This is a genomic window from Marmoricola sp. Leaf446 (assembly GCF_001424755.1).
In the GTDB taxonomy this organism is placed as follows: domain Bacteria; phylum Actinomycetota; class Actinomycetes; order Propionibacteriales; family Nocardioidaceae; genus Marmoricola.
In genome coordinates this window covers 609,048-622,974 of the sequence record NZ_LMRF01000001.1, presented here as the reverse complement: position 1 = coordinate 622,974, position 13,927 = coordinate 609,048, and the positions used below count along the sequence as shown (strand labels likewise).

Annotated in this window: 16 protein-coding genes; all 16 read right to left on the bottom strand. The window is 73.0% G+C overall.

Annotation, left to right across the window (positions count from 1 at the left end; genetic code table 11):
- Positions 1-57: 57 nt before the first annotated feature.
- The 16 genes from ASG49_RS02945 to thrB all read right to left on the bottom strand — a co-directional run bounded on the left by ASG49_RS02945 (position 58) and on the right by thrB (position 13,926).
- Positions 58-876: a F0F1 ATP synthase subunit delta gene (locus tag ASG49_RS02945; RefSeq protein WP_056536857.1), complete on the bottom strand. Its 819-nt coding sequence runs from the start codon at positions 874-876 to the stop codon at positions 58-60.
- Positions 876-1,442 (bottom strand): F0F1 ATP synthase subunit B, encoded by a 567-nt coding sequence (locus tag ASG49_RS02940; RefSeq protein ID WP_156384154.1) that lies wholly within the window; start codon positions 1,440-1,442, stop codon positions 876-878. The genes ASG49_RS02945 and ASG49_RS02940 overlap by 1 nt, the downstream gene beginning before the upstream one ends.
- 49 nt (positions 1,443-1,491) lie before the next feature.
- Positions 1,492-1,698, bottom strand: coding sequence for an ATP synthase F0 subunit C (gene atpE / locus ASG49_RS02935; RefSeq protein WP_056536851.1), 207 nt, complete (start codon positions 1,696-1,698; stop codon positions 1,492-1,494).
- Positions 1,699-1,787: 89 nt separating this feature from the next.
- Positions 1,788-2,594, bottom strand: a complete 807-nt coding sequence (gene atpB, locus ASG49_RS02930; RefSeq protein WP_056536848.1) for a F0F1 ATP synthase subunit A — start codon at positions 2,592-2,594, stop codon at positions 1,788-1,790.
- Positions 2,595-2,610: 16 nt separating this feature from the next.
- A complete protein-coding gene (locus ASG49_RS02925) occupies positions 2,611-2,874 on the bottom strand; it encodes an AtpZ/AtpI family protein (RefSeq protein WP_156384153.1) in 264 nt (87 codons plus the stop codon).
- Positions 2,871-3,383 (bottom strand): hypothetical protein, encoded by a 513-nt coding sequence (locus tag ASG49_RS02920; protein ID WP_156384152.1) that lies wholly within the window; start codon positions 3,381-3,383, stop codon positions 2,871-2,873. Before ASG49_RS02920 ends, ASG49_RS02925 begins: the two co-directional genes overlap by 4 nt.
- Positions 3,384-3,513: 130 nt before the next feature.
- The gene (locus ASG49_RS02915; protein WP_056536842.1) at positions 3,514-4,641 is read right to left on the bottom strand and encodes an MraY family glycosyltransferase; all 1,128 of its coding nucleotides are present in this window, start codon (positions 4,639-4,641) and stop codon (positions 3,514-3,516) included.
- Complete coding sequence (locus tag ASG49_RS02910) at positions 4,634-5,353, bottom strand: L-threonylcarbamoyladenylate synthase (RefSeq protein ID WP_056536839.1); 720 nt, start codon at positions 5,351-5,353, stop codon at positions 4,634-4,636. The genes ASG49_RS02915 and ASG49_RS02910 overlap by 8 nt, the downstream gene beginning before the upstream one ends.
- A 4-nt stretch (positions 5,354-5,357) precedes the next feature.
- Positions 5,358-6,209: a peptide chain release factor N(5)-glutamine methyltransferase gene (gene prmC / locus ASG49_RS02905; RefSeq protein ID WP_056536836.1), complete on the bottom strand. Its 852-nt coding sequence runs from the start codon at positions 6,207-6,209 to the stop codon at positions 5,358-5,360.
- Positions 6,206-7,279: a peptide chain release factor 1 gene (gene prfA, locus ASG49_RS02900; protein WP_056536833.1), complete on the bottom strand. Its 1,074-nt coding sequence runs from the start codon at positions 7,277-7,279 to the stop codon at positions 6,206-6,208. The genes prmC and prfA overlap by 4 nt, the downstream gene beginning before the upstream one ends.
- Positions 7,280-7,372: 93 nt before the next feature.
- Positions 7,373-7,594, bottom strand: a complete 222-nt coding sequence (gene rpmE, locus ASG49_RS02895; RefSeq protein WP_056536831.1) for a 50S ribosomal protein L31 — start codon at positions 7,592-7,594, stop codon at positions 7,373-7,375.
- A 147-nt stretch (positions 7,595-7,741) separates the two neighbouring features.
- Positions 7,742-9,187 (bottom strand): glycosyltransferase family 2 protein, encoded by a 1,446-nt coding sequence (locus ASG49_RS02890; protein ID WP_056536828.1) that lies wholly within the window; start codon positions 9,185-9,187, stop codon positions 7,742-7,744.
- Complete coding sequence (locus ASG49_RS02885; RefSeq protein ID WP_082533733.1) at positions 9,184-10,263, bottom strand: HEAT repeat domain-containing protein; 1,080 nt, start codon at positions 10,261-10,263, stop codon at positions 9,184-9,186. The genes ASG49_RS02890 and ASG49_RS02885 overlap by 4 nt, the downstream gene beginning before the upstream one ends.
- A gap of 30 nt (positions 10,264-10,293) precedes the next feature.
- Positions 10,294-10,665 carry a response regulator transcription factor gene (locus ASG49_RS02880; RefSeq protein ID WP_056536822.1) on the bottom strand — a complete coding sequence of 124 codons (372 nt, stop codon included), beginning with the start codon at positions 10,663-10,665 and terminating at the stop codon, positions 10,294-10,296.
- Between the two features lie 88 nt (positions 10,666-10,753).
- Positions 10,754-12,808, bottom strand: coding sequence for a transcription termination factor Rho (gene rho / locus ASG49_RS02875; protein ID WP_056536819.1), 2,055 nt, complete (start codon positions 12,806-12,808; stop codon positions 10,754-10,756).
- A gap of 203 nt (positions 12,809-13,011) precedes the next feature.
- A complete protein-coding gene (thrB, locus tag ASG49_RS02870; RefSeq protein ID WP_056539664.1) occupies positions 13,012-13,926 on the bottom strand; it encodes a homoserine kinase in 915 nt (304 codons plus the stop codon).
- Position 13,927 lies beyond the last annotated feature (1 nt).

Here is a 13,927-nt window from a genome sequence, read left to right as displayed (position 1 = left end):
CATCCCTACTCTCTGGTGCGTGAAGCGAAGTGTGTAGTGGTGGAGCGGTCGGACGCCTCAGCCGGCGAGCCGGCGGCGGGCGTCGTCGAGGCGGCTGGCCACGGTGCCGTCGATGACGTCGTCACCGATCTCCACGCGCATCCCGCCGATCAGGCCGGGCTCGACGATGACGTTGAGGTGCACGGGCCGGTCGTACTGCCGGGCCAGCGCGGCCGCGAGCCGCTCCTGGTCGCCGACGGTGAGCTCCTTGGCGACACGGACGGTCGCGACCCGTGCCCCGTGGGCGTCGGCCGCGATCTTCTGGTACTCCTCGACGGCGATCGAGACGGTGCGCTCGGTGCCCGCGAGGGCCTGCTCGGTGAGACGCAGCGTGGCCGGGAGGGTCCGGCCCTCGAGCAGGGACCGCAGCAGCGCGGCCTTGTCCTGCGTCGAGCGGGCCGGGTCGGACAGGGCGGACCGCAGGTCCGGCTCCTGCTCGAGCAGCCGACCGACCGTGAAGAGCTCGTCGGAGAGACGCTCGGCGTCGTCCCCGGCCGAGTCGACGACGGCGACCACGCCGAGGTGCTCCAGCGCGTCCGCGAGGTCGCGGGGGCGCGTCCAGCGACGCTCCACCGCCTCGGCGACGAGGTCGAGCGCCGGGGCGCCGACCTTGCCGTCGAGCAGCTGACGCACCAGACCGGACTTGGCCTGCGACTCGGTGGAGACGTCGGTGACCATGCGGCGCACCGAGGCCTCGCGCCGCAGCACGCCGGCGACGGCGAACAGGTCGTCACCCACCTGCGAGAGGCCGGCCGGGTCCGCACCGCCCTGACCCAGCTTCTGGGTCAGGTCGGCCAGGGCGTCCGCCGACGGCCCGCGCAGATCGGAGCGTGCCATCAGACGGAACCTCCGGAGGTGGTGCTGCCGCCCGTGGTGTCACCCGCGGTGCGGGCGCCCTCGTGCAGCTCGAGGTCGGCCAGGAAGCGGTCGACGACCCGCGAGGAGCGGTCGTCGTCCTCGAGGCTCTCGCCCACGATCCGACCGGCGAGCGAGGTGGCCAGTGCGCCCACCTCGGCCCGCAGCGACGTCAGCGCCTGCTGGCGCTCCGCCTCGATCTGGGACTTGCCGTGCTCGACGATGCGGGTCGACTCGGACTGGGCCTGGTCGCGCATCTCGGCCACGATCTGGGCGCCCTGCTCGCGCGCCTCCTCACGGATGCGCGCCGCCTCGTGGCGGGCGTCCGCGAGCTGCTGCTCGAGCTCGTGGAGCTTGGCGTCGGCCTCGGCCTGCTTGGTCTCGGCCGCCTTGAGCCCGCCCTCGATCGCCGAGGTGCGCTCGGCGAACGTCTTCTCGAACGTGGGCACGACGAACTTGCGGATCAGGAAGAACAGGATCGCGAAGACGACGAGCGCGACGATGACCTCGACGGGCTCCACCGCGAGCGGGCTCGGCTCCGCAGACATGGGGATGGGGTACGACATGTGTCGCTCTCCTCGGTCGTTGGAGAGTGGACTACTGGATCACGAACGCGAGCGCGATACCGATGATCGCGAGCGCCTCGGCGAGCGCGAAGCCCAGGATCGCGATGCTCTGCAGCCGGCCCTGGGCCTCGGGCTGACGGGCGACGCCGTTGATGTAGGCGGCGAAGATCAGGCCGATGCCGATGCCGGGGCCGATGGCGGCCAGACCGTAGCCGACCATGTTAAGCGAGCCACCCATGACGGCTCTCCTCTCGAGTTGGCAGCACTGCTGCGCTGTCGTGTTGTGCGGATGTATTCAGTTGTGGGTCCCGGCCGAGGCCGGGGAGATCAGTGCTCGTCGGCGAGGGCGCCGGCGATGTAGGTCGCGTTGAGCAGCACGAAGACGTAGGCCTGGAGGAACTGCACCAGCAGCTCCAGGAAGCTGACCGCGATGGCCATGATCCAGGCGGCCACGCCGGCGACCGGGTAGAACCAGTTGTCCGAGTGCAGCACGAGGTACTCGCCACCGACCGCGAACAGGATCAGCAGCAGGTGGCCGGCGAACATGTTGGCGAAGAGTCGCAGCGCCAGCGTGACCGGTCGGACGATGAGGTTGGAGAAGAACTCCAGCGGGATCAGCAGGGGCAGCAGCGCCACCCCGACGCCCGACGGCACGCACTGGAGCTTGAGGTAGCCGAGGAAGCCGTGCTTGCGGATGCCGACGGCGTTGTAGACCAACCAGCTCAGACCGGCCAGGGCGTAGGCCATGGAGGCCCGGCTGAAGGTCGGGAACTGGATGAACGGGATCGCGGCGAACCAGTTGTTGATCAGGATGAAGAAGAACATCGCGACCAGGTAGGGCACGTAGGGCATGAAGTCGCGCGAGCCGATGATGTCGCGCCCCACGCCGTTGCGCACGCCGCTGTAGGCCTGCTCGCCGGCGAACTGCAGGCGCCCGGGGACCATCGCGCGCTTGCGGGCCGCGAGGTAGAGGAAGCCGAAGACGAGGACCGCACCGAGGACCAGCTGCAGCATCGGCTTGGTGACGCCCACGCCCGCGACGCTGAACACCGGGGGCAGGTCGAAGCTGGCCGGGCCGGGGGCCTCGAATCCACCCTCGCCGCCCTCGGCGGCGCGGAGGACAAGTCCGGTCACGTTCAAAGCGATTCCCCTAGTTCTTTCCGTGCTGCCGGGGCAGCGCATCGAAACGGGCGATGGTCATGTAGATGCCGAGGCCGGCACCGATGAGGATGCCCAGGGCCACGACGAACGACGTACCCAGCCACTGGTCGACCAGCCATCCCAGCAGTCCGTAGAACAGGACTCCCGCGACGATGTAGCCGAAGGCGTGCCACGGGTCGCCCCGGGGTGCCTCGTCTCGTTCGGCACCTGGTGAGGACATCGCGGCGTGAGAGTAACAGTCGGTGCGGGTCACGGGGCACCCGCCTCCTGCCGCTCGGACCGCACGGCGGCGGCATCGGCGGGCAGGTCGTAGACCGGGATGCGGGCCCGGGTCAGCGCCACCACCTGCACGAGGGTCCACGTGGCGGCGACCACGAGCAGGCCCACCGCGAGGGCGCGCACCGAGAACGTCCGGTCGGCCCCGTCGGCGCCGGTCACGGCGTAGAAGACCACCCCCGCGAGCACGGCGTGCAGCGCGAAGGTGGTCACCGCGACGAGCAGCGACAGGCGGGGGTCGACCCGGGCGGCCACGGCCACCACGAGCGTCCCGCTCACCAGGAGCAGCAGGGCGAGCGCGCCGCCGGCCACCAGGCCCAGGGCGACGGGCGCCCCGGACACGAGCCAGGTCAGCGCCCCGGCGGCGACCAGGGCGGGCGGGCCCCAGAGCAGCGACCGCACCGCGACGCGCACGGGGACGACGACCGGGCGCACCCCGGGAGCCCCCGGGTGCGGGGAACGCGTGGTTCCGGCGGTCGTCGTCATGGGCGGCCTCATCGTCGTCGTCAGGTGACTCTCCCACGTGCTCGACGGGGCTGTCACCAGGGCGGTGGCGGTGCTTGTGAAAATTAGCACAAAGTCGGGGCGGCGGTCGAGCCGAGGTCCGTCCGCCCGCTCAGCCGCCCACCACGGCCGGTCGCTGCAGGCGTGGCAGCACGAAGGTCAGGGTCGCGGTCAGCAGCGCCCCGAGCCCCAGCAGCACCCAGGTGAGCGGACCGGAGTAGAGCCCCACGAGGACGCCACCGAAGGCGACCAGCCCCGCCCACAGCCACATGATCAGCACGGCACGCCGCTGGCTGTGGCCGATCTCGAGCAACCGGTGGTGCAGGTGCTCCTTGTCGGGCTGGTAGAACGCCTGGCCGCGCCGGGTGCGGCGTACGACGGCCAGGACCAGGTCGACCATGGGCACGATCAGGATGATGATCGGCAGCAGGATCGGCAGCAGCATCACCAGGATCGAGGAGGTGGTCCCGCCGTCGCGCTCGACCGAGACCGTGGCGAACTGGCCGGTGAGGGTGAGCGAGGACCCCGACAGCACCAGGCCGAGCAGCATCGACCCCGAGTCGCCCATGAAGATGCGCGCGGGGAAGAAGTTGTGGGGCAGGAAGCCCGCGCACGCCCCACCGAGCGCCGCGCACAGCAGCGCGGCGGTGATGGCCAGCGTCTCGCCGTTGGTGGCGGAGAGCTGGTAGGAGAACAGGAAGAACGCCACCGCCCCGATCAGCACCACTCCCCCGGCCAGGCCGTCGAGCCCGTCGACGAAGTTGACGGCGTTCATGGTGCCGACGACCAGCAGCACCGTCAGCAGGCCGGCCTGGGTCGGATCGAGCACCAGCTGTCCCACCCCGGGGAGCTGCAGCGACCAGAGCTTGACGTCGTTGAGCACCAGGAACCCGGCGGCCACGACCTGGCCGCCGAGCTTGGTGAGGGCGTCGAGCTCGATCAGGTCGTCGAGCACCCCGACCGCGCAGATCATCGCGCCGGCCAGGAGCACGTAGCCGGAGTCGTGGAAGACGAACGGCTGCGAGGTGGACAGGAACGGCAGCCGGTGGGCCATCAGCAGGCCCGCCCCGAGACCGCCCAGCATGGCGACGCCGCCGAAGTAGGGGATGGGGGTGGCGTGGACGTCGCGGTCGCGCACCCGGGCCACCGCGCCCGACCTGACGGCCGCCTCGCGGGCGAAGACGCAGAGCAGGTAGCTCACGACCCCGGCCACGAGGAAGACCACGAGGTACTCACGCACCCGAGCCGGCCCCCTCGTCCTCGGGCGGCTCCGGGTCGCCGTCGGGGCCGTCGTCCGGCTCGGTCTCGAGCCCGCTGCCGAGGTCGCGCAGCACCGCGTCGAGCTCCTCGCTCGTGATGGCGCCCTCGCGCAGCACGCGCGGCCCCGGACCGGTGCAGTCGACGATGGTGGAGGCCAGCGAGCCGCGGCTCGGCCCGCCGTCGAGGACGACCTCGACGGCGTCGGCCAGCATCGCCACCGCCTCGTCGGCGGTGGTGGCGGCCGGCTGCCCCGACAGGTTGGCCGAGGACACCGCGAGCGGCCCGGTGCGGCCCAGCAGGTCGAGCGCGCCGCGGTCGTCGGGCATCCGCACCGCTACCGTGCCGCGGGTCTCGCCGAGGTCCCAGCGCAGCGAGGACTGCTGGCGGCAGACCAGCGTCAACGGGCCGGGCCAGTAGCGGTCCATGAGGCCGCGGGCCCAGCCGGGCACGTCGGTGGCCAGCGCGTCGAGGGTGGTGGCGGTGGAGATCAGCACGGGCGGCGGCATGTCGCGGCCGCGGCCCTTGGCGTCGAGCAGGCGCTGCACACCGTCGGGGTCGAAGGCGTCGACGCCGAGGCCGTAGACGGTGTCGGTGGGCAGCACGACCAGCTGGCCGCGGCGTACGGCACCGGTGGCGGCGGCGAGGCCCTCCTCGCGGGCGTCGTCGTCCGAGAGGTCGTAGCGCTGGGTCACGGCGTCATCGTGCCAGCCGGGCCGTCACGAAGCGCGGACGACCTGCCAGGTCAGCGTGGTCGCGCACCTCGACGAACCGACCGGTGCCGGCCAGCACCTCGACGGCCGACTCCCCCTGCACGTCGGCGTGCTCGGAGCCCAGCCACCCTCCCGGGACCAGCAGCCGGGCGGCGGTCCGGGCCAGCACGCGCAACGCGTCGAGGCCGTCGTCGCCCGACCACAGCGCGAGCGCCGGGTCGTGGTCGCGGGCCTCGGGGGCGACGCTCTCCCAGGCGTCCAGCGGGATGTACGGCGGGTTGCACACCACCACGTCGACGGTGCCGTCGAGGTCGGCGAACGCCTCGGCCATGTCGCCGCGCCGCAGGTCGACGCCGGTGCCGTCGAGGTTGCGCGCCGCCCACGCGTGCGCCGACCCGTCGAGCTCGACGGCGTGGACCCGCGCCCCGGGCAGCTCGTCGACCAGGCTGCGCGCGATGGCGCCCGAACCGGTGCAGAGGTCGACCACGACGGGGGCCCGCCCGGTCACCTCGCGGGCCCGGTCGAGCGCCCAGCCGGCCAGCAGCTCGGTCTCGGGGCGCGGCACGAACACCCCGGGCCCGACGGCCAGCTCGACGTGGCGGAACGCGGCCGTGCCGGTCAGGTGCTGCAGCGGCTCGCGCGCCGCGCGGCGCCCCACGAGGGCCTCGAAGCGTGCGGCGACCTCGGGGGCCACGTCGTCGAGCAGCGGCAGCCGCGACCTCGTGGTGCCGGCGACGTGGGCGAGCAGCTCCGCCGCGTCGTGCTCCGGGCTGGCCACCCCGGCCCCGGCCAGGCGGCCCGTCGCCGCGCGCACCAGGTCGCGGGGGCGGGTGCTCACGGGGCCAGGGCGTCGAGCCGGGTCGCCATGTCGGCCTCGACGCAGGAGCCGATCACCCCGCCCAGGTCGCCGTCGAGCACCCGGTCGAGGTCGTAGGACTTGTAGCCCGTGCGGTGGTCGGAGATGCGGTTCTCCGGGTAGTTGTAGGTCCGGATCCGCTCGGAGCGGTCGACGGTGCGGATCTGCGAGCGGCGCACGTCGCTGGCCTCGGCGTCGGCGGCCTCCTGGGCGGCGGCGAGCAGCCGGGCGCGCAAGATCCGCATCGCCTGCTCCTTGTTCTGCAGCTGCGACTTCTCGTTCTGGCAGCTGGCCACCACGCCGGTCGGCAGGTGGGTGATCCGGACGGCCGAGTCGGTGGTGTTGACGCTCTGGCCGCCGGGGCCGCTGGAGCGGTAGACGTCGATGCGGAGGTCGCCGTCGTGGATCTCGACGTCGACCTGCTCGGCCTCGGGCAGCACCAGGACGCCGGCGGCGCTGGTGTGGACGCGCCCCTGGCTCTCGGTCACGGGCACCCGCTGGACGCGGTGGACGCCGCCCTCGAACTTGAGCAGCGCGTGCGGCGCCTCCCCCGGCTCGGGGGTGCCCTTGGCCTTGACCGCGACGGTCACCGACTTGTAGCCGCCCAGGTCGGACTCGGTGGCGTCGATGACCTCCGTCGACCAGCCCCGTTGCTCGGCGTACCGGGTGTACATGCGGAGCAGGTCGCCCGCGAACAGGGCCGACTCCTCGCCGCCCTCGCCGGACTTGACCTCGAGGATCACGTCCTTGCCGTCGGCGGCGTCGCGCGGCACCAGCAGGTGGCGCAGCCGCTCCTCGGCCTGGGCCAGCCGGGGCTCGAGCTCGAGCGCCTCCGCGGCGAACGACTCGTCCTCGCCGGCGAGCTCACGGGCGGCCTCGAGGTCCTCACCGAGGGCGAGCCACTCGGTGTGGGCCCGGAGCACGGCGCTCAGCTCGGCGTAGCGCTGCGAGAGCCGCCGCGCGAGCGACGGCTCGGCGTGCACGGCGGGGTCGGCGAGCCGGGTCTCCAGCTCGGCGTGCTCGTCCGCGAGCGACTCGACGGCCTCGAACACGATGACTCCTGGGGGACTCCTGCGGATGACCGGGTGGACGACGACCACGGGTCCCCCGCCGAGCGGCGGGAGACCCGTGGGGAGCCGTGGCGGCTACTTCTTGTCGGCGGTCTTCTTGGCGTAGCGCGCCTCGAAGCGGGCCACGCGGCCACCGGTGTCGAGGATCTTCTGCTTGCCCGTGTAGAAGGGGTGGCAGTTGGAGCAGACCTCGGAGCGGATCGAGCCGCCGGCCTTGGTGCTGCGGGTGGTGAACGTGTTGCCACAGGTGCAGCGCACCTCGGTGGTCACGTAGTTCGGGTGGATGTCCTTCTGCATGGGCGTTCCTCTCGCGTGTACGGCGCCGGGTCGCCCCCCAGCGGGGGACGTGAACCGGACCAGCGGATGATTCTGCCACCCCCGGCCCCTGGGGGGCCAATCGGGCGACACCTGCTCAACAGCAGGCCCCGCCCGGGTGTTCCCGCCTCAGCTGCTGTCGCCGAACCCCTTGCGCGTCATCTCGCCCCACTGGTGGCGCGAGCCGCGCCACGCGTCGATCGCGCCCCACATCCGCCACCAGGCGGTCAGCTGGCGGTAGCCGAAGTTCTCCTCGACCGCGGACCAGACCGCGATCAGCAGCCCGGGCACCCCGCGGTAGCGGCGGTAGGACATCTCCTCGGCCAGCAGCGCGACCAGGCTGACCAGGATCGCGAACGCGATCGAGGTGGACAGCAGCAGCACCACCACCGGCAGGTCGACCCAGTCCGAGGGGACGACGCCCAGGCCGCCGAGGGACAGCAGCACCATCGCGACGGCGAAGTAGAGCAGCCCGAAGACCTCGATGAAGGGCGCGGCCAGCTCGAAGAGCAGGAACCACGGCATCGTGATCATGCCGATGAAGCCGTAGCGGGGACGGAGCACCATGCCGCGGTGGCGGGCGAAGATCTCCGCCAGCCCGCGGTGCCACCGGCGTCGCTGGCTGCGCAGCACCCGCAGCGTCTCCGGGGCCTCGGTCCAGGCGACCGGCTCGGAGACGAAGACGATGCGGCCGTCGACGTCGTTGTCCCCCATCCACCGGTAGAGCCGCACCACCAGCTCGGCGTCCTCGCCGATGCAGTCGGTGGCCACGCCCCCCACCTCGAAGAGGATGTCGCGCCGGAACATGCCGAACGCGCCGGAGATGATCAGCAGGCCGCCGGCCGCGGACCAGCCGGCCCGGCCGATGAGGAAGGCGCGGAGGTACTCCACGACCTGGACCCGCGGCAGCCACCGTCGGGGCATCTGCACGTCGAGGACACGACCGCGCGCGATGGTCGACCCGTTGGCCACCCGCACCACGCCGCCGGAGGCGATGACGCGCTCGGGGTCGTCGGCGAAGGGCCGCGAGACGTGGAGCAGCGCGTCGGGGTCGAGCAGCGAGTCCGCGTCGACCATGCAGACGAGCTCCTTGCGGGCCACGTTGATGCCGACGTTGAGGGCGTCGGCCTTGCCGCCGTTGGCCTTGCACACCAGGAGCAGGTTCATCGCGCCGCGGGTGCTGACGAAGCAGCGCTGGACCTCCCCCTTGACCGGCACGACCGGCGCGTGGGCCAGCGGGAGCTCGACCATGTCGAACGCCTCGACCATGGTCGTGACGGTCGCGTCCTTGGACCCGTCGTCGATGACCACGACCTCGAAGTCGGGGTAGCGCAGCGAGGACATCGCCTCGACCGACGCCACGATGGTCAGCTCCTCGTTGTAGGCCGGCATCAGCACCGAGACGCCCCGTGCCAGCGGCTCGGCGAAGCTCTCGTCGTACGCCGCGAACTGGGTGCGGCGGCGGTAGCGCACGAAGTCGACCATCGCCAGCACGGTCAGCACCACGAAGCTGAGGTTGATCGCCACCGAGTAGGCGATGAAGAACCAGCCCAGCACCGTCAGCAGGGTGTTCACGAGCGGCCTCCCCGGATGGCCTCGAGCGCCATCGCCTCCACGGCGTAGGGCGAGGAGCTGGTGGCGAGCATCCGGCGGCCGCCGGGCCCGAGCTCGATGAGCGCCTGCGCCGCCTGCCGGGAGACCTGCGGCTCCTCCTCGTCGACCACGTCGAGCAGGCTGGCCGCCGCGACCGAGGACCCGATCGAGCCCAGGGCGTGGGCCGCCCCCGCGCGCACGTTGGGGCGCAGGTCGAGCAGCGCCTCGGTGAGGGCCGGGATCGCCTCGGGCGCACCGATCCGACCCAGCGCCTCGGCGCAGGCGCCGGCGAAGGAGGGGTTGGGCGAGCCCAGGCCCTGGGCGAGCACGTCCACGCTGGGGCGGTCGGCGAGCAGGCCGAGCACGACCGCGGCCGGGTCGAGGTGGAGGTGGTCGCCGTGGGTCATCTCCTCGAGCAGCACCGACCGCAGCTCGGGGGCGGCGTCGGGCCCGAGCCGGTCGAGGGCGAAGACGAGGTCGCGGGTCAGCCGCGGGTCGTGCTCGCCCAGCAGCAGCAGGGGCCGCACGGCCCGGGGGTCGCCCATCGCGCCGAGCGCCCGGACCGTGACCCGCCGCACCAGGAAGTGCCGGTCCCGCAGCAGCCGGACCAGGCGGGGGACGTGCTGGGTGAGGCCGAGCATGCCCAGCTGGAACGCCCCGCGGCAGCGGCGCACGGACGAGCGGGAGCCGACCAGGGCCAGCGCGCGCTGCTCGGCACCGCGGGCCATCAGCAGGCCCACCAGCTCGGCGCGCGACTCGCCCCGGAGCTTGGGCAGCATCTCGAAGACCTGCTGCTCGACCCGGTCGGCGGCCCGGCCCCGTGCTGCCGCGAGCGCGGCGCGGCCCCGTGCGGCGTCGTCGTCCTCGCCCATCACGACCTCGAAGATGTGCGCCCGCACCTCGTCGGCGGCCCGGGCCCGACGGCGGGCGAACAGGTCACGCAGCGCCCGCACCACCACGAGCACCACGAGGAGCACGACCGAGAGGACGGCGAACCCGACGAGGAGGACCCAGCTGAACCACAGGAAGCCGTCCACGTCCCCGAGAGGGGAAGCCATCAGGGGCGCGCGACCGAGCGCGGAGCCACGTCAGCGGCTGCGGGCGAGCACCGCGGACACCCGCGACGCGAGCTCGCGCGGGCTGAAGGGCTTGACGATGTAGTCGTCAGCACCGGCCTCGAAGCCCTGCTCGATGTCGGACTCCTGGGCGCGGGCCGTGAGCATGATGATCGGCAGGCCGTCCATGCTGGCGTCCTGGCGCAGCGCACGGGCGGCGTCGAGGCCGCTCATGCCGGGCATCATCACGTCGAGGATGACGAGGTCGGGCTTCTCGGCGCTGCACGCCTCGACGGCGGCCGCGCCGTCGCCCACCGGCACCACGTCGTGACCACCGTGTCGCAGCTTGAAGACCACGAGCTCGCGGATGTCCGCGTCGTCGTCGGCAATCACGATGCGAGCCATGGAATCCCCTCGATGTCCGAACGCTGTCGTCGGTGAGCATAGCCACACCAACGGACACATGCGGGCAGAACGGCTCCCGCCGAGCGGGTCAGTCCTCCTGGGCGCCGCCCGGCGCGGGCGCGCTCCGCTCGACCTGGGCCAGGAGCTCCAGGTTGGACTGCGAGGAGCGCAGCCGGCTGAGCAGCATCTCGACGGCCTGCTGGCCCTCCTGCCCGGCGAGCGCGCGACGCAGCTTCCACACGATGGCCAGCTCCTCGGCACCGACCAGCTGCTCCTCGCGTCGGGTCCCGGACTGCACGGCGTCGATCGCGGGAAAGATGCGCTTGTCGGCGAAGTCGCGGCGCAGCCGGACCTCCATGTTGCCGGTCCCCGTGAACTCCTCGAAGATCACCTCGTCCATCGCCGAGCCGCTCTCGACCAGGGCGGTGGCCACGATGGTCAGCGAACCGCCGTTCTCGATGTTGCGGGCGGCCCCGAAGAAGCGCTTGGGCGGGTAGAGCGCCGCCGAGTCGACGCCACCGGACAGCATCCGCCCGCTGGCCGGGGTGGCGAGGTTGTACGCGCGGCCGAGGCGGGTGATCCCGTCGAGCAGCACCACGACGTCGTGGCCGAGCTCTACCAGCCGCTTGGCCCGCTCGATCGCGAGCTCCGCCACGATGGTGTGGTCGCCCGGCGGACGGTCGAAGGTCGAGCTGACGACCTCGCCCTTGACGGAGCGCTGGAAGTCGGTGACCTCCTCGGGCCGCTCGTCGACCAGCACCACCATGAGGTGGCACTCGGGGTTGTTGGTGGTGATCGAGTGGGCCAGGGCCTGCAGCACCGTGGTCTTGCCGGCCTTGGCGGGCGAGACGATCAGCCCGCGCTGGCCCTTGCCGAGGGGCGCGGCGAGGTCGATGACGCGGCCGATCAGGTCGGTCGGCCCGGTCTCCAGGCGCAGTCGCTCCGACGGGTACAGCGGGGTCAGCTTGGCGAACTCCACCCGGGAGCGGGCGGTCTCGGGGTCGGCGCCGTTGACGCTGTCGAGACGCACGAGCGGGTTGAACTTCTCCTTGCGCTCGCCCTCCCGCGGCTGGCGCACCTGTCCGGTGACGGCGTCACCGCGGCGCAGGCCGTAGCGACGCACCATCGACATCGAGACGTAGACGTCGTCGACGCCCGGGAGGTAGCCGCTGGTCCGGACGAACGCGTAGTTGTCCATCAGGTCCAGGATGCCCGCGCACGGCGTGAGCACGTCGTCCTCGAGGATCTGCAGGTCGGGCTCGTTGCGGTGGCCGCGGCCGCTCGCGACGGGTGCGGCCGCGCCCTGCTGCCGGTCGCGACCCCGGCGGCGCCGGTTGCGACGGCTGCCACCCTCGTCGTCGTCCTGGTCGTCCCGGTCGTTCTGCTGCCGGTTCTGGTTGCGGTCGTTCTGGTTCCGCTCGTCCTGCTGGCGGTTCTGGTTGCGCTCGTCCCGGTCGTTCTGCTGGCGGTTCTGGTTGCGCTCGTTCTGGTTGCGGTCGTTCTGCTGGCGGCCCTGCTGCCGGTCCTGCTGGTCCTTCTGGCGGCGGTCCTGCTGGTCGTCCTGCTGGTCCTTCTGCTGGTCCTTCTGGCGACCCTGCTGGCGGTCCTGCTGCTTGCCCTGCTGCCGGTCGTTCTGGCGGTCGCTCTGGCGGTCGGGCTGCTGCCGGTCGTCCGACTGCCGGTCGTCCGACTGCGTGTCGTCCTGCTCCTGCGGGCGACCGTCCTGCTGGTCGGGCTGGTCCTGCCGGCGCCCCTGGCCCCGGGTGCGGCGGGACCCCTCGGTCCGGGCCTCGCCCCGCGATGCCCGGTCGGCCCGGTCTCCCTGGTCGACCTTGGCGGCCTGGTCGACCTGGGCAGCCTGGTCGCGCTCGGGCTGCGGTGCCGGCTCACGCGCCTCCGGCTGCTGCTCGGCGGCGGGGCGGCGCGGCTCGCGGGTGCCCGGTCCCTGCTGCTGGTGGGCCTTGATGGCCTCGATGACGGCACCCTTGCGCATCCCGGTGGTCTTGATGCCCAGACCGCCCGCGAGCTGCTTGAGCTGCGGGAGCAGCATCCCCTCGATGCCGTCCTTGCGGCCGCGTGCGGACGAGGGCTGGGACGGCTGCGACGGCTCGGAGGCCCCGGCGGTGTCGGTGGTCTCGGTCATGGGTGGGGTCCTCCCCCTGTGCGACGCGGCAGCACGGCTGCCCGCGTGGTGCGGCTGGTCTGGTGGGTCACCGACCACGGCGTGTGCCGGGGCACGCGCCCGAGGCCTCGGGAGGAGGCCGGTCGGGGGGACGGTGAGACGTCGCGGTGCGTCGGCTCGCGGTGGCCGGAGGGCTCACCACGGGGGCCGGCCGTGACGCGGCGTCACGCTAGCACGCGGGCTCCGGGGCCACCGACGGCTTGCGGGAGCACCCGCCAGCCTGCCGGCAGGTGGGTGGCGACGGCGGCGGGCACGCCCACCTCGTCGACCACGAAGGCCAGCACCGTGGGGCCCGCGCCCGAGACGACCGCCGGCACCCCGGCGTCGCGGAGCGCGCCGACGACCGCGAGCGTCTCCGGCATCGCCGGGGTCCGCTGCTGCTGGTGCAGGAAGTCCTCGGTGGCCCGGAGCAGGTGCGACGGCTCCCCCGCCAGCGCGGCGACGAGCAGCGCCGCCCGCCCGGTGTTGGCCGCGGCGTCGGCGTGCGGGACCACCTCGGGGAGCAGGCCGCGGGCGACCGCGGTCGCGACGGCGTACGGCGGGACGGCGACCACTGCGCGCACGCGTGGGTCGAGGTCGACGCGCTGGGCCCAGACCACCTCGCCGGCCTGGCCGGAGACCACGAAGCCGCCGAGCAGGGCGGGGGCGACGTTGTCGGGGTGGCCCTCGATGCGGTTGGCCAGCGCCAGCAGGGCCGCGTCGTCGAGCCGGGCCGCGCCGTCGGGCACGAGCGCCCGGGCGAGCACGAGGCCCCCGACGATCGCGGCCGAGGACGACCCCATGCCGCGGCTGTGCGGGATCCGGTTGGTGCAGCGCAGCCGCAGCCCGGGTGGCGGTCCGTCGAGCGCGGAGAAGGCGACCTGCATCGAGCGCACCACGAGGTGCCGCTCGTCGCGCGGGACCTCCTCGGCCGCCTCGCCCTCGACCTCGATCGTGAGGCCCTCGGGGAGCACCTCGGCCTCGAGGGTGTCGACCAGCTCCAGGGCGAGACCGAGGCAGTCGTAGCCGGGACCCAGGTTGGCGCTCGTGGCCGGCACCTCGACGATGACGGGGCCGGGCACCCAGCCGCGGCCGGTCACC